This is a genomic window from Pseudomonas sp. FYR_2, from assembly GCF_043106425.1.
In the GTDB taxonomy this organism is placed as follows: domain Bacteria; phylum Pseudomonadota; class Gammaproteobacteria; order Pseudomonadales; family Pseudomonadaceae; genus Aquipseudomonas; species Aquipseudomonas monteilii.
Genome location: NZ_JBICMM010000047.1, coordinates 126,844 through 141,182, shown reverse-complemented (window position 1 = coordinate 141,182; position 14,339 = coordinate 126,844). Strand labels below are relative to the sequence as shown.

Genomic DNA, 14,339 nt, shown 5'->3' with positions numbered 1-14,339 from the left:
GAATGCACCGTACCTGTGGGAGCTGGCTTGCCGGCGATGCTTTTCAGGACCCCACCATGATTCAGAAACCCACCCTGCACCCGCGCAACCGCCACCAGGGCCGCTACGACTTCCCCAGCCTGATCAAGGCCCACCCGGACCTTGCCCGCTTCACCATCACCAATCCCCACGGCAAACCGAGCATCGACTTCGCCAACCCTGAAGCCGTGCGAGTGTTCAACCGTGCCCTGCTCAAGGCCCAGTACGGCATCCAGCACTGGGATATCCCCGCCGACTACCTGTGCCCACCGATTCCCGGCCGCGCCGACTACATCCATGTGGCCGCCGACCTGCTGGCCGACGACAATGCCGGTGAGATCCCCAAGGGCGCCCAGGTGCGTGCGCTGGACATCGGCGTGGGTGCCAACTGCATCTACCCGTTGCTAGGCCACAGCGACTACCGCTGGCGCTTCCTCGGCTCGGACATCGACCCCGTTGCCCTGGCATCGGCCAAGGCCATCGTGCAGGCCAATGGGCTGGGCAAGGCCATTATCCTGCGCCAACAGGCTAACCGCACGCACATCCTCAGCGGCCTGCTGCAGAATGACGAACGCTTCGACCTGACCCTGTGCAACCCGCCCTTCCATGCCTCACGCGAAGAAGCCACCCGTGGTAGCCAGCGCAAGTGGAAGAACCTGGGCAAGCAAGACCCCAAGCGCAAGTTGCCTGTGCTCAACTTCGGTGGCCAGAACAATGAACTGTGGTGTGAGGGCGGCGAAATCCGCTTTGTTACCCAACTGGTCAGCGAGAGCGTGCAATACGCCGAGCGGGTGCTGTGGTTCACCAGCCTTGTGTCCAAGGCCAGTAACTTGCCGGGCATCGAGACCGCACTGAAGAAGGCAGGCGCCAAAGCCGTACGCATCATCGAAATGGGCCAGGGGCAGAAACAGAGCCGCATGGTCGCCTGGAGCTTCCTTGACGATGCCACGCGCCAGGCCTGGCACGCCCAGCGTAAATCGCAGGCATGAAAAAACCGCGCCCGGGCAAGCCGGGCGCGGTTTCATCAACACTTCAACAATTACTTGTTGATGGCGTCGGTCAGCACTTTGGCTGGAACGAACTTGACGACTTTCTTGGCAGCGATTTCGATGGCAGCGCCAGTCGAAGGGTTGCGGCCGGTGCGGGCAGGACGCTCGGAGACTTTCAGCTTGCCGATGCCTGGCAGGGTGATTTCAGCGCCGTTTTCCAGTTGGTCGGCAACGATCTGGCCCAGTTGCTCCAGAGCGTTCTTGGCGGTGGCTTTTGGCGCGGCGATCGATTCGGCGATGTCGGCAATCAGTTGGTCTTTGGTCAATGCCATGGTGGTGTTCCTTCCCTATCAAATTCGATGGTTATGCTGCGAACTACGACGTTATCGGGCCAGCCCCTGAAAGTGGAGGGCCGCGCCAATCGCGTATGTAGATACGTAAATCGGCGTTTGGTTCGACACGACGACAGCACGCTGCCAGCAATGCGCCACACGAGGGGCACAAGACCGCGCAAAACTACCACAGGAGCAGATAAATATCCGCTGCGCACTTCGATTAAATGCAGGTTTTTCGGGGGTTTTAGCTTAAAACGCACAAAACTGAACAAAAAACGAACAACCGACATATCTGCCAACATACGGCCACTGCATCACCTTGCGTCTAGGGTAAACTTGGCAACTTTTGCAGCTCGCCGAGAATCCCATGCCAATCCGTCATTGCATCGTTCACCTGATCGACAAAAAGCCTGATGGCAGCCCCGCGGTGCTGCATGCTCGCGACTCCGAACTGGCCGCCTCCGATGCCATCGAGAACCTGCTGGCCGACCTCAATGACAGCTACAACGCCAAGCAAGGCAAGGCCTGGGGCTTTTTCCACGGTGAGTCGGGCGCCTACCCGTTGAGCGGCTGGCTGAAGCAGTACCTGGACGAAGAAAAGGACTTTACCGCCTTCAGCCGCATTGCCGTGGAACACCTGCAGAAGCTGATGGAAGAGTCCAACCTGTCCACGGGCGGCCATATCCTGTTCGCCCATTACCAGCAAGGCATGACCGAATATCTGGCCATTGCCCTGCTGCACCACAGCGAAGGGGTAGCGGTGAACGCCGAACTCGACGTGATGCCTTCGCGCCACCTCGACCTTGGCCAGTTGCACCTGGCGGCACGCATCAACCTGTCGGAGTGGAAGAACAACCAGAACTCCAAGCAGTACATCTCGTTCATCAAGGGCAAGAACGGCAAGAAAGTGTCGGATTACTTCCGCGACTTCATCGGCTGCCAGGAGGGTGTAGACGGCCCGGGCGAAACCCGTACCCTGCTCAAAGCCTTCAGTGACTTCGTCGAGAGCGAAGACCTGCCGGAAGCGTCCGCCCGCGAAAAGACCCAGACCCTGGTCGAGTACGCCACCACGCAGACCAAGCTGGGCGAACCGGTAACACTGGAAGAGCTGTCCAGCCTGATCGACGAAGATCGGCCCAAAGCGTTCTACGACCACATCCGCAACAAGGACTATGGCCTGTCGCCAGAAATCCCGGCGGACAAGCGCACCCTCAACCAGTTCCGCCGCTTCACCGGGCGTGCCGAGGGGCTGTCGATCAGCTTCGAGGCACACTTGCTGGGCGACAAAGTGGAGTATGACGAGGCGGCAGGCACCCTGATCATCAAGGGGCTGCCGACAACGCTGGTGGATCAGTTGAAGCGGCGCAAGGACTAATCCCCTCAAAGCCGGTAAAGGAGGCCACGAGTGCCTCCTTTGCCGATTTGCGCAGCCGCTTTACCAGCCGCTCCTGGCGCAAAGCCTCGCCTTTATCCGGCCATTGCTCCACATACACCAGTGCCTGGGCCGGACTGGTCTTGAAGTAGCGGGCGCCCTGCCCCTTCTGGTGCGCCGCAAAACGCCGCTGAGGGTCATCGCTGATGCCGCAGTACAGCGAGCCGTTGGCGGCCCTTACCAGATAGACATACCAGGGTTTGCCAACAACGGATTCGACGGTTTCACTCACCTTGGGCCTGCTGGAATGCGCGTAATCCCTTGAATGCCTGCAGGCGAACCTTGTTCCGCACCAGCGGCGACCAGCCCAGCAATACACCAGGCATACCCAAGGCCTGCCGCGACCAGCGCCACAGGTCGAAGGTGTCGTCATGCTGGCAGATCAGCCCATCACGAATGACAAAACGCGCCTGGATGTCGTTGACCACAACACGGTCGGTCTGGGTGAACAGGTAGGTGGCCACCCAGTGCGCGCCGCCACTGCGCTCATCGGCGCGGATGTTGTCGAACGTCAGGGTGAAGTTCTTGGCGCGGCGGGTGAGCATACGCCACATATCGCCTGCATCCTTGCCGCGCAGGGTACCGAAAACCGGGTCGCTGAAAACAATATCGTCGCTGTAGCAGGCCACCATGGCCTCGGCGTCCAGGCGCTGGAAGGCCTGGTAGAAGCGGGAGATCAGGTCGCGGTTGGCGTCGCTCATGGGGCAGATCCGTGCTGGGGTCGAAACCAGCACGATAATCTCCCCCGATGGCTTATGCCAGTACCGGCCTCTTCGCGGGCAAGCCCGCTCCCACAGAGACCGCACAAACCTCGAATCTGTGGTGATCCTGTGGGAGCGGGCTTGCCCGCGAAGAGGCCGGTACTGCCACCATCAGTCTCAGACTTTTTCGCTCGTCACCTGCACATGCAACGCCCGCCCGGCACCCAGCCCGAACACGATGGCACCCATCCCCAATACCGCAAAAATCCACCCCAGCGCCGCCCAGCCCCCGGTCAGGTCATGCACCAGCCCCACCGCAAACGGCCCCATCGATGCCAAGGTGTAACCCACGCCCTGCGCCATGCTCGACAGGTTCGCCGCTACATGCGCGTCTTTCGAACGCAGCACAATCAGGGTCAGCGCCAGGGCAAAAGTACCGCCCTGCCCCAGGCCCAGCACAACGGCCCAACCCCACAGCCCCGAAACCGGCGCATACAGGCAACCGAACAGGCCCGCCAGGGTAATCAACATGACCAGCACGATCGCCAGGCGTTGGTCCTTGCCACGGGTGGCCAGCCAAGGCGCACTCAGCGAGCTAATCAACTGCACGATCACCGACCCCGACAACACCAGTCCAGCCTCGGTCGGGCTCAGGCCACGGCCTATCAGGATCGATGGCAACCAACCGAACACGATGTAAGCCAGCGATGACTGCAAGCCCATGTACAAGGTCACCTGCCAGGCCAGCGGATCGCGCCACAGGCCCCGCACCCGGTAGGCCACCTTGTGCAGGCCATGCCCCTGGCGGGCCTGCGGCAGCCACACCAGCATGGCCAGCAAGGCCGGCAGCACCCAGAAGCCCAGCCCAAGTGCCCAGCTACCGCCAAAATGCTGGGCCAACGGTACGGTAGCGCCCGCCGCCATGGCGGCGCCCAGGCACAACGCCATGGTGTACACACCGGTCAGCGTACCAGCATGCTGCGGGAAGTCGCGCTTGACGATACCCGGCAGCAGCACACCGATAATGCCAATGCTGGCCCCCGCCATCAGGCTGCCGAGGAACACGCCAACGGGGCCGAAGGCGCTTCGCACCCCGATACCCAGCGCCAACGTGACAAGAATGCCGAGGATCACCCGCTCACTGCCAAAACGCCGCGCCAGCACGGGTGCCAGCGGGGCGAACAACCCCAGGCACAGCACCGGCAAGGTGGTCAGCAAGCCCGCCTGCGAGGCACTCAGCCCCAGCCCTTCAGACACCAGCCCCAGCACCGGCGCCATGCTCGACAACGCCGGGCGCAGGTTCAAGGCCACCAGCACCAGGCCCAGCAGCAACAGCCAGGGCCGCCGCAACACCACAGGCTGCCGCTGCACCTGCTCGTCGTCAGCCTCGGCATCGATCAGCAGCTCATCGAGGTCCCGCTCATTCGGCGGGGTATTGCGGGTGATGGGTTCAGCCATGGCCTTCTCGGTGTCAGGATTCGATGAGGGTGCGGCTCAGGCGCTTGGCCCGCTCCGCGTCGCGTTGTTCGATGGCTTCGAGGATCTGGCCGTGCAGGTCGAACGTGGCCTGGCAGCGCGGAACAGTCGCCATGTTGCGTTGCAGCGCGGCAGCCACCACCCCGGAAAAGTAGCGATACAGCTCGCTTAACGCCGGGTTGTGGGCGGCATCGACCAACCGCTGGTGGAACACCAGGTCGCAGGCCACATAAGCATCGACATCCCCGTGAAAGTGCCCGGCACTGCTGGCCAGCGCATCGCGTAGCGCCTGCAGATCGGCATCGGTACGGCGCAGCGCCGCCAAGCCGATGGCTTCGGCTTCGAGGATGTGACGGGTTTCCCGGGCCTGCTCAGCGGTGCAGCGAGACATCGCCTGCACCGCCTGCAGCGGGTCCTGGGCCGTGCGCAGGTAGCTACCGTCACCTTGGCGAATTTCCACCAGGCCGCTGAATGCCAGCACACGCATGGCTTCGCGCACGGTATTGCGGCTGATGCCCAGTTGCAGGGCCAACTCCGGCTCGGTGGGCAGTCGCTGACCGACCTGCCAGTCGCCCAGCACGATGCGCTCACGCATGCGATCCACGGCAAGCTCAACCAGGGAACGTTTGGTCAGCTCTGTATTCATTGCACTCAACCAATCATCCGATGAATTTTCACAGCTTACTGGAGGACGGTCGACGCCGCAAACCACCTGACATTTCTGCTGGCCACGACAGCGGCTTTGGCGAACGCTATCTACAGTCGTTGCGCACCCTCGACAGCCAGATTGGCCATTTACTGGACAAGGTCGATGAGCGCCAGCGCCTGAACCCGCAGGAAGACTGGCTGGTGATCGTCAGCACGGACCATGGGCGGGATTACTCGGGCAAAGCGCATGGCGGTATTTCGGAGCAGGTAAAAACCATCTTCATTGCCAGCAACAAGCCGTTGAACCAAGAGCTTTCGCAACCCGGCATTCCAGCGGAAAACCCTGGGCCGAACCACCTGTACAGCCTGCCCGCGCAAACCTCGGTCGCCCCCACCGTGTTACGTCACATGGGGTCACATGGGCCTGAAACTGCTGCCGGAATGGCTACTGGATGGCACATCCCTTGCTGGGTGATACCGGCGTATGTGCTGGTGCTCGATGGCACACCAGCGGCGGTGCGTAACCGGCCGGCTGGCAAAGCGTTTGCCATAGAAGGAAGCATTTATTAATGCCGGGCGCGCTCTTTATAGAGGCGCGCCCGACAATGCTTTAGTTCAACGCATCAAGCAACGCCTGGTTCATCTCTGGCGTGCCGATGGTAATGCGCAGGAACTGGGCAATACGTTGCTGCTTGAAGTGACGCACGATCACGCCCTGCTCGCGCAGGCGTGCCGCCAGCTCGGCAGCATCCTGCTGAGGGTGGCGGGCGAAGATGAAGTTGGCAGCCGAAGGCAACACGTCAAAGCCCTTGGCTTGCAACTGCCCGACCAACGCTTCGCGGCTGTCGATCACTTTACGGCAGGTTTCTTCGAAGTACTCACGGTCTTCGAACGCCACCGCAGCACCTACGATCGCCGCTCGGTCCAGCGGGTAGGAGTTGAAGCTGTTCTTGATCCGCTCCAGTGCCTCGATCAGGTCCGGATGCCCCACCGCCAGGCCAACCCGCAGGCCAGCCAGCGAGCGCGACTTCGACAGCGTCTGGGTGACCAGCAGGTTGTCGTAGCGGTCCACCAGGCTGATGGCCGTCTCACCGCCGAAATCGATGTAAGCCTCATCCACCACCACCACCGAGTCACGGTTGGCCTGCAGCAACTGCTCCACCGCCTGCAGCGGCATCAGGCAACCTGTCGGCGCGTTGGGGTTGGGGAAGATGATGCCGGCGTTGGGCTTGTTGTAGTCCTCGATGCGGATCTGGAACTGCTCGTCCAGCGCCACCTGCTCGAAGGCAATACCGTAGAGGCCACAGTAGACCGGGTAGAAGCTGTAGCTAATGTCCGGGAACAACAGCGGTGCATCGTGCTGGAACAGGCCGTGGAAGATGTGCGCCAACACCTCATCCGAGCCATTGCCGACAAACACTTGCGCCGGGGTTACGCCGTAGTAGTCGGCCACCGCTTGCTTGAGGCGGTCACCGTTCGGGTCCGGGTAAAGGCGCAGGTTATCGTTCAACTCACCGCGCATGGCCTCCAGCGCCTTGGGCGATGGGCCATAGGGGTTTTCGTTGGTGTTGAGCTTGACCAGACGGGCCAGCTTGGGCTGCTCGCCCGGCACGTAAGGCACCAGGTCCTTGACGAAGGGGCTCCAGAATCGACTCATGCTCAGTTCCCCTTCTCTTGGGTCAGGATACGGTATTCAGCACTGCGGGCGTGGGCGGTCAGCGACTCGCCACGGGCCAGGACCGACGCGGTGTGGCCCAGCTCGGACGCACCCTGCTCGGAGCAGAAAATGATCGACGAACGCTTCTGGAAGTCGTACACCCCCAGCGGCGACGAGAAACGTGCGGTGCCAGAGGTCGGCAACACGTGGTTGGGACCGGCACAGTAATCGCCCAGCGCTTCGCTGGTGTGGCGGCCCATGAAGATCGCGCCAGCGTGGCGAATGTGCGGCAACCAGGCTTGCGGGTCGGCCACCGACAGTTCCAGGTGTTCCGGCGCAATGCGGTTGGCCACCTCCATTGCCTGATGCATGTCACGCACCTGAATCAGTGCACCACGGCCGTTGATCGACTTCTCGATGATTTCGGCACGCTCCATGGTCGGCATCAGCTTGTCGATGCTGGCGGCAACGCGGTCGAGGAAGGCGGCATCCGGGCTGACCAGAATGGCCTGGGCGTCTTCGTCGTGCTCGGCCTGGGAGAACAGGTCCATGGCGATCCAGTCCGGGTCGGTCTGGCCATCGCACACCACAAGAATTTCCGACGGGCCGGCGATCATGTCGATACCCACCTGGCCGAACACATGGCGCTTGGCAGTGGCAACGTAGATGTTGCCAGGGCCGACGATCTTGTCCACCTGCGGCACGCTTTCGGTACCGTAGGCCAGCGCGGCAACAGCCTGGGCACCACCGACGGTGAACACACGGTCGACACCCGCAATGCACGCGGCCGCCAGCACCAGTTCGTTGACCTCACCACGCGGGGTTGGCACCACCATCACCACTTCGGCGACGCCGGCAACCTTGGCCGGGATGGCGTTCATCAGTACCGACGACGGGTACGACGCCTTGCCGCCTGGCACATACAGGCCCGCACGGTCCAGTGGGGTGACTTTCTGACCGAGCACGGTGCCATCGGCCTCGGTGTACTGCCAGGAATCCTGCTTCTGCCGCTCGTGGTACATGCGCACGCGATTGGCGGCTGTTTCCAGGGCTTCGCGCTGTGCCGGGGTGATGCGGGTCAGCGCCAGTTCCAGGCGTTCACGATTGAGGATCAGGTCGTCAATCGACTTGGCATCTACGCCATCAAAACGCTGGGTGAACTCGACCAGCGCCGCATCACCGCGCTCACGCACGGCCTTGATGATGTCGAGCACGCGCTGGTTGACCGCGTCATCGGACACACTTTCCCAGCTCAGCAGATGATCCAGATGTCGGGCGAAATCCGGATCAGCGGCGTTGAGACGGGCAATTGCAGTGGACACGGTCATGGCGAGGGCCTCGATTATTAGCGAATGCTCAGGCGCCCTAGGCTACCAGTCCATCCGCGCGGGCACCCGAGAAAAATGGCTATGACGCGGATAGACGGGCGCGACAGCGAAGGCCGCGCGCAGGAGTCAGCCGCGGTGTCGCGATTCGACCGCTTGACGAAGCGTGTCGATCAGGCTCTGGATACGGGCGTGCTGCATTTTCATGGAGGCCTTGTTGACCACCAGGCGCGAGCTGATCGTGGCGATCAGTTCCTGGGGCTCCAGGCCGTTTGCACGTAGGGTGTTGCCGGTGTCGACCACGTCGATGATCTTGTCGGCGAGGTTGATCAGCGGTGCCAGTTCCATCGAGCCGTACAGCTTGATGATGTCGACCTGACGCCCCTGTTCGGCGTAGTAACGCTTGGCTACGTTGACGAACTTGGTGGCCACGCGCAGGCGGCCCTTGGGCTCAGGCGCGCCAACCGCGCCAGCCGTCATCAGCTTGCACTGGGCAATCTGCAGGTCCAGGGGCTCATACAGGCCCTGGCCGCCGTACTCCATCAGCACGTCCTTGCCGGCCACACCCAGGTCGGCGGCACCATGCTCGACATAGGTCGGCACGTCGGTAGCACGCACGATCAGCAGGCGCACGTCGTCCTGCGTGGTGGGGATGATCAGTTTGCGGCTCTTGTCCGGGTTCTCGGTCGGCACGATACCGGCCTCGGCCAGCAACGGCAGGGTATCGTCGAGAATACGGCCTTTGGAAAGCGCGATGGTCAACATTGGAACGTCGGTCCTTAAGCGGCTGCTGCCGGCCAGGTCATCGACCTGGCCGCATTCAATTCAAAGGGTGCGTCCATGCACCTTCGGGCTACTAGCCCGGTACGCGGCGGATTTTCGCGCCGAGCATCTGCAGTTTCTCTTCGATGCACTCGTAACCACGGTCGATGTGGTAGATGCGATCAATCAGGGTATCGCCTTCGGCAACCAGCGCCGACAGCACCAGGCTGGCGGAAGCCCGCAAGTCGGTGGCCATGACCGGGGCACCCTTCAGCGCTTTCACGCCAGTGACGATGGCAGTGTTGCCTTCGACCTGGATCTGCGCGCCCATGCGGTGCATTTCGTAAACATGCATGAAACGGTTTTCGAAGATGGTCTCGATCACCGCGCCCGTGCCTTCGGCAATGGCGTTCAGCGAGATGAACTGCGCCTGCATGTCGGTCGGGAACGCCGGGTACGGAGCGGTACGCAGGTTGACGGCTTTCGGCCGCTTGCCGTGCATGTCCAGCTCGATCCAGTCTTCGCCGGTGTTGATGTCGGCGCCGGCTTCCTTGAGTTTTTCCAGTACGGCTTCAAGGATGGTCGGGTCGGTGTCCTTGACCTTGACACGGCCGCCGGTCACGGCAGCAGCGACCAGGTAGGTACCGGTCTCGATGCGGTCCGGCATCACGCGGTAGTTGGCCGAGTGCAGGCGCTCGACGCCATCGATGGTGATGGTGTCGGTGCCAGCGCCCTGGACGTTGCCACCCATGGCATTGATGAAGTTGGCCAGGTCGACCACTTCCGGCTCACGCGCGGCGTTCTGCAGCACGCTGCGGCCTTTGGCCAGGGCAGCGGCCATCATGATGTTTTCGGTACCGGTCACGCTGACGGTGTCGAAGAAGAAGTGCGCACCGCGCAGGCCGCCCTCAGGCGCCTTGGCCTTGATGTAGCCGCCTTCCACTTCGATTTTCGCGCCCATGGCTTCGAGGCCACGGATGTGCAGGTCGACCGGGCGTGAGCCGATGGCGCAACCGCCAGGCAGGGCCACTTCGGCTTCGCCGAAACGGGCAACCATCGGGCCCAGCACCAGGATCGAGGCGCGCATGGTCTTGACCAGCTCGTAAGGCGCGACCAGGGTCTTGATGGTACGTGGGTCGATCTCCACCGCCAGTTTTTCGTCGATCACAGGCTCGATGCCCATGCGGCCGAACAGCTCGATCATGGTGGTGATGTCGTGCAGGTGCGGCAGGTTGCCCACGGTGACCGGGCCGTCAGCCAGCAGGGTAGCCGCCAGAATTGGCAGGGCTGCGTTCTTCGCGCCCGAAATGCGGATCTCGCCGTCAAGGCGAGCGCCGCCAGTAATAATCAGTTTGTCCATTGGAATCTCGCCGCCACGTTGGCTCAGGTGCGCTCAGCCCAGGCTGCGCTGCTGAAAAATTTCATGGTTACCGCATGGATGCTGCCATTGGCAATCCACGGATTCAGGTGAGCATAGATCGCCTGCTGGCGTTTGACCGGGCTCAGGCCAGCCAACTCGTCGCTGATCACGTTCAACTGGAAGTTGCAGCCTTCGCCTTCAACTTCGACCCGGGAACCCGGCAATTTCTCTTCAAGGAAGCTTTTAACTTCTACGGCCTGCATGCTCAACCTCAATCGGCGCCCGATGCGCACGGGTCGGCCATCATACAAAAAAGCCCCTCGCCTGCGAAGCCCAACGAGGGTTTCGCTGACCGAGGGGCCATCATCCGCGCCGGGCCATCAGGTTGCCAGCACTTCATCGAGGTCATAGACCCCGGCAATTTCCCGCATGTCCTCAGGCATGCTGCGCACCTGGCAGCCTTTGCCGGCGCCCTGGGCGTCGCGCATGAATGCCAGCAACAGCGACAGACCTACGCTGGTGGAGTGCTGCACCGCCGAGCAATCCAGCACCAGCTGCGCCTCGCGGCAAGCCGCGATCAGTGCCTTGCCCTGCTTGCGCAGGACCGGGCCGCTACGGTAATCCAGCACACCGGCCAGGCGCAGCACGCCCGGCTCGGCCATGCTTACAGCGGCCTCACTCATTTGACAGTCTTCTCTGGCGAGCTGTCGGCAGCCTGCTTGGCCTTGGCCACTTCACCGGCCCAGCCATCGATGGTCTTGTCCAGGTCGTTGCCGTTGCGCTGCATGGCATCGGCGAACTGGTCGCGGAACAGCTTGCCGATGTTGATGCCGTTGACGATGACGTTACGCACTTTCCATTCTCCACCCAGGTTTTCCAGGGTGTACTGCACCGGGTATACGGCGCCATTGTTGCCGGTGACCTTCATGCCTACGGACGCGCGCTTGCCGTCATCGGCTTTGGCCGGGTCTACGACGATGCCCTGGTTGTTGTACTCCAGTAGCGCGTTACCGTAGAACTGGAACAGGCTGCGCTTGAAGTTTTCCTGGAAGCGCTGCATCTGCTCGGGCGTGGCCTTGCGCGAGTACTTGACGGTCATGATGCTTCTGGAAATACCGTCGGCATCGACCACCGGCGCGAGGATCCGGTCAAGGGTGTCGTAGAAAGCTTGCGGGTTGGACTTGTACTGCTCCTTGTTGGCCTTGAGCTCACCCAACAGCTCGGTGGTGGTGCTCTGCACCACGTCGTGCGGCGACTGCGCGGCCAGGGCCATCAGGGGGAAGGCCGCCAGCAAAACCAGCAGGCCACGTCGCAGGATCGAAATCATGGAAACTCCTTAATTAGCCGGTTGCGCTTCTTTCGGTTCCTTACCAACGGAGTTGAGCAGGAACTTGCCAATCAGATCTTCCAGCACCAGTGCCGACTGGGTGTCGTGGATGGTCGCACCGTCCTTGAGCACCTGGTCTTCGCCGCCCACGCTGATGCCGATGTACTTCTCGCCAAGCAAGCCGGCGGTCAGGATCGAGGCAGTGGAGTCGGTCGGCAGGTTGTCCACCGACTTGTCCAGCTGCAGCGTCACCCGACCGGTGTAGGAATCACGGTCCAGATCGATGGCGGTAACCTTGCCGATCGTCACACCGGCCATGGTCACTTTAGCTCTGACCGTCAAACCGGCGATATTGTCGAAGTAGGCATAAACTTTATAGGTATCGCTGCTCGGGCTGGCCGACAGCCCGCTGACACGCAGGGCCAGCAGCAGCAGCGCCAGGATCCCGGCCAGGAGGAACAGGCCGACACCGATTTCCAGGGTGCGGTTTTGCATCAGAAATCTCCAAACATCAAGGCGGTCAGAATAAAGTCCAGACCCAGCACTGCCAACGAGGCATAGACCACGGTCTTGGTGGTGGCACGGCTGATCCCTTCTGAGGTGGGCTCACAGTCGTACCCCTGGAATACGGCGATCCAGGTCGTGACGAAGGCGAACACCAGGCTCTTGATCAACCCGTTGAGCACGTCGTCGGTAAAGGAAACACTGTTCTGCATGTTGGCCCAGAACGAGCCCTCGTAAACACCCAGCCAGTCCACGGCCACCCACGAGCCGCCCCAGATGCCGACCACGCTGAATATCAGCGCCAGCAGCGGCAGCGAGATGAAACCGGCCCAAAGGCGTGGCGCGACGATGTACTTGAGCGGGTCGACGCCGATCATTTCCAGGCTCGACAGCTGCTCGGTGGACTTCATGTTGCCAATTTCAGCGGTCAGTGCGGAGCCTGCACGGCCGGCGAACAGCAGCGCCGTCACCACCGGGCCAAGTTCACGCAGCAGGGTCAGGGCGACCATCTGGCCCACCGCCTGCTCCGAACCGTATTTGGTCAGGATGCTGTAGCCCTGCAGCGCCAGCACCATGCCGATGAACACCCCGGACACGACGATGATCGCCAGCGACAGCACGCCTACCGAGTACAGCTGCTTGGTCAGCAACTGGAAACCGCCGCCGATGCCGCCGCGGCCGATCAGTGCATGGAACAGGAACAGGCAGGAACGCCCCAGAACCGCCAGCACGTCGATCGCCGAGCGACCCAGCAGGCGGACACGTTCGAGTAAGGATCTTCTGCGCATCAACGCGCCCCCAGCAGGTCGGCGCGGTAATCAGGCGCAGGAAAGTGGAAGGGAACCGGGCCGTCCGGGTCGCCCTTCATGAACTGGCGAATCCGTGGGTTGTCCGACCCCATCAGCTCATCGGGCGTGCCCTGGCCCAACACCTGGCCGTCCCCCACCACATAGATGTAGTCGGCAATGCTGGCGGTTTCTGCCAGGTCGTGGGACACGACGATGCTGGTGATGCCTAACGCATCGTTGAGCAGACGGATCAGGCGCACCAGTACGCCCATGGCGATCGGGTCCTGGCCGACGAACGGTTCGTCGTACATGAGGATCTGCGGGTCCAGGGCAATGGCCCGGGCCAGCGCCACACGGCGCTTCATGCCGCCAGACAGCTCGTCGGGCATCAGGTCGATGGCACCGCGCAGCCCCACGGCCTGCAGCTTCATCAACACGATGTCACGGATCATCTCGTCCGACAGCTGGGTGTGCACGCGCAGCGGGAACGCGACGTTCTCGAACACATCGAGGTCGGTGAACAGCGCGCCGCTCTGGAACAGCACACCCATCTGCTTGCGGGCGTCGAACAGGTCGCTGCGCGACAGCGTCGGCAGGTTTTGCCCGGCAACCCATACCTCACCGCTGGAGGGGCGCAGCTGCGCGCCCATCAGGCGGAGCAACGTGGTCTTGCCGCAACCCGATGGCCCCATGATGCCGGTGACCTTGCCGCGCGGGATGCGAATGTCGACATTGCTGAAAATGCTGCGCGAACCGCGTTTGAAGGTAACCCCCTTCAACTCGACCGCGTAGGCGCTATCCACACTCATCTAGACTCCTTGCTAGTGCAGCCTCGTCCTAATGGACGCCGGCCTCCATCAGGAAGGCACACGCACCCCTGGCAGGCCGAATAGCGGCGAACTATAGCACCGCTGACAGCGCCGCCCCAAGGCCGGGCAACGAGTCGTTCAGCCCTGAGACAGGCTTTGATGACATTCGCTACAGCAATCGAAAGGGTGAGGGTTTTTGTCATTGCGC

17 protein-coding genes and 1 pseudogene are annotated in these 14,339 nt (G+C 62.1%); 3 read left to right on the top strand and 15 right to left on the bottom strand.

The annotated features are described in order from the left end of the window. Nucleotides 1-56 precede the first annotated feature (56 nt). Nucleotides 57-1,007 carry a 23S rRNA (adenine(1618)-N(6))-methyltransferase RlmF gene (gene rlmF / locus ACF8R4_RS20955; protein WP_392493373.1) on the top strand — a complete coding sequence of 317 codons (951 nt, stop codon included), beginning with the start codon at nucleotides 57-59 and terminating at the stop codon, nucleotides 1,005-1,007. A gap of 50 nt (nucleotides 1,008-1,057) precedes the next feature. Here the strand turns inward: rlmF and ACF8R4_RS20950 are convergent, their stop codons facing one another. After that, nucleotides 1,058-1,339, bottom strand: a complete 282-nt coding sequence (locus ACF8R4_RS20950; protein WP_003255106.1) for an HU family DNA-binding protein — start codon at nucleotides 1,337-1,339, stop codon at nucleotides 1,058-1,060. Between the two features lie 370 nt (nucleotides 1,340-1,709). Here ACF8R4_RS20950 and yejK point away from each other — a divergent pair, with 370 nt between their 5' ends. Next, nucleotides 1,710-2,717 carry a nucleoid-associated protein YejK gene (gene yejK / locus ACF8R4_RS20945; RefSeq protein ID WP_060501727.1) on the top strand — a complete coding sequence of 336 codons (1,008 nt, stop codon included), beginning with the start codon at nucleotides 1,710-1,712 and terminating at the stop codon, nucleotides 2,715-2,717. Here the strand turns inward: yejK and ACF8R4_RS20940 are convergent. From ACF8R4_RS20940 to ACF8R4_RS20925, 4 genes are all read right to left on the bottom strand, one after another. Next, nucleotides 2,665-3,006 (bottom strand): GIY-YIG nuclease family protein, encoded by a 342-nt coding sequence (locus ACF8R4_RS20940; protein ID WP_080578098.1) that lies wholly within the window; start codon nucleotides 3,004-3,006, stop codon nucleotides 2,665-2,667. The two genes, yejK and ACF8R4_RS20940, sit on opposite strands and share 53 nt — an antisense overlap. Further along, a complete protein-coding gene (locus ACF8R4_RS20935; RefSeq protein ID WP_060501729.1) occupies nucleotides 2,999-3,475 on the bottom strand; it encodes a nuclear transport factor 2 family protein in 477 nt (158 codons plus the stop codon). Before ACF8R4_RS20935 ends, ACF8R4_RS20940 begins: the two co-directional genes overlap by 8 nt. A gap of 177 nt (nucleotides 3,476-3,652) precedes the next feature. Next, entirely contained in the window at nucleotides 3,653-4,933 is a 1,281-nt protein-coding gene (locus tag ACF8R4_RS20930) for an MFS transporter (protein WP_060501731.1), read from the bottom strand. 13 nt (nucleotides 4,934-4,946) lie between these two features. Continuing rightward, on the bottom strand, nucleotides 4,947-5,597 hold the full coding sequence (locus ACF8R4_RS20925) for a FadR/GntR family transcriptional regulator (RefSeq protein ID WP_060501735.1): 651 nt from the start codon (nucleotides 5,595-5,597) through the stop codon (nucleotides 4,947-4,949). A gap of 80 nt (nucleotides 5,598-5,677) precedes the next feature. On the opposite strand from ACF8R4_RS20925, the pseudogene ACF8R4_RS20920 reads away from it, so the two are divergent. Continuing rightward, a pseudogene (locus tag ACF8R4_RS20920) lies at nucleotides 5,678-6,169 on the top strand (hypothetical protein); the annotation flags it as partial. A 40-nt stretch (nucleotides 6,170-6,209) separates the two neighbouring features. Here the strand turns inward: ACF8R4_RS20920 and hisC are convergent. The 10 genes from hisC to ACF8R4_RS20870 form a co-directional block, all read right to left on the bottom strand. Next, complete coding sequence (hisC, locus tag ACF8R4_RS20915; protein WP_060501740.1) at nucleotides 6,210-7,256, bottom strand: histidinol-phosphate transaminase; 1,047 nt, start codon at nucleotides 7,254-7,256, stop codon at nucleotides 6,210-6,212. Nucleotides 7,257-7,258: 2 nt separating this feature from the next. Next, nucleotides 7,259-8,584: a histidinol dehydrogenase gene (gene hisD, locus ACF8R4_RS20910; RefSeq protein ID WP_060501742.1), complete on the bottom strand. Its 1,326-nt coding sequence runs from the start codon at nucleotides 8,582-8,584 to the stop codon at nucleotides 7,259-7,261. A gap of 126 nt (nucleotides 8,585-8,710) precedes the next feature. Next, entirely contained in the window at nucleotides 8,711-9,346 is a 636-nt protein-coding gene (hisG, locus tag ACF8R4_RS20905) for an ATP phosphoribosyltransferase (protein ID WP_016713129.1), read from the bottom strand. 91 nt (nucleotides 9,347-9,437) lie between these two features. Continuing rightward, complete coding sequence (gene murA, locus ACF8R4_RS20900) at nucleotides 9,438-10,703, bottom strand: UDP-N-acetylglucosamine 1-carboxyvinyltransferase (RefSeq protein ID WP_016713130.1); 1,266 nt, start codon at nucleotides 10,701-10,703, stop codon at nucleotides 9,438-9,440. Nucleotides 10,704-10,726: 23 nt separating this feature from the next. Beyond that, nucleotides 10,727-10,966, bottom strand: coding sequence for a BolA family protein (locus tag ACF8R4_RS20895; RefSeq protein WP_003255121.1), 240 nt, complete (start codon nucleotides 10,964-10,966; stop codon nucleotides 10,727-10,729). Nucleotides 10,967-11,083: 117 nt separating this feature from the next. Next, the gene (locus ACF8R4_RS20890; protein WP_060501744.1) at nucleotides 11,084-11,386 is read right to left on the bottom strand and encodes a lipid asymmetry maintenance protein MlaB; all 303 of its coding nucleotides are present in this window, start codon (nucleotides 11,384-11,386) and stop codon (nucleotides 11,084-11,086) included. Further along, on the bottom strand, nucleotides 11,383-12,030 hold the full coding sequence (locus ACF8R4_RS20885) for a phospholipid-binding protein MlaC (RefSeq protein WP_060501746.1): 648 nt from the start codon (nucleotides 12,028-12,030) through the stop codon (nucleotides 11,383-11,385). The genes ACF8R4_RS20890 and ACF8R4_RS20885 overlap by 4 nt, the downstream gene beginning before the upstream one ends. Before the next feature lie 9 nt (nucleotides 12,031-12,039). Beyond that, on the bottom strand, nucleotides 12,040-12,525 hold the full coding sequence (gene mlaD / locus ACF8R4_RS20880) for an outer membrane lipid asymmetry maintenance protein MlaD (protein WP_016485045.1): 486 nt from the start codon (nucleotides 12,523-12,525) through the stop codon (nucleotides 12,040-12,042). After that, nucleotides 12,525-13,322 carry a lipid asymmetry maintenance ABC transporter permease subunit MlaE gene (gene mlaE, locus ACF8R4_RS20875; RefSeq protein ID WP_016713133.1) on the bottom strand — a complete coding sequence of 266 codons (798 nt, stop codon included), beginning with the start codon at nucleotides 13,320-13,322 and terminating at the stop codon, nucleotides 12,525-12,527. The genes mlaD and mlaE overlap by 1 nt, the downstream gene beginning before the upstream one ends. Beyond that, the gene (locus ACF8R4_RS20870) at nucleotides 13,322-14,131 is read right to left on the bottom strand and encodes an ATP-binding cassette domain-containing protein (protein ID WP_012270662.1); all 810 of its coding nucleotides are present in this window, start codon (nucleotides 14,129-14,131) and stop codon (nucleotides 13,322-13,324) included. The genes mlaE and ACF8R4_RS20870 overlap by 1 nt, the downstream gene beginning before the upstream one ends. Nucleotides 14,132-14,339: the final 208 nt, after the last annotated feature.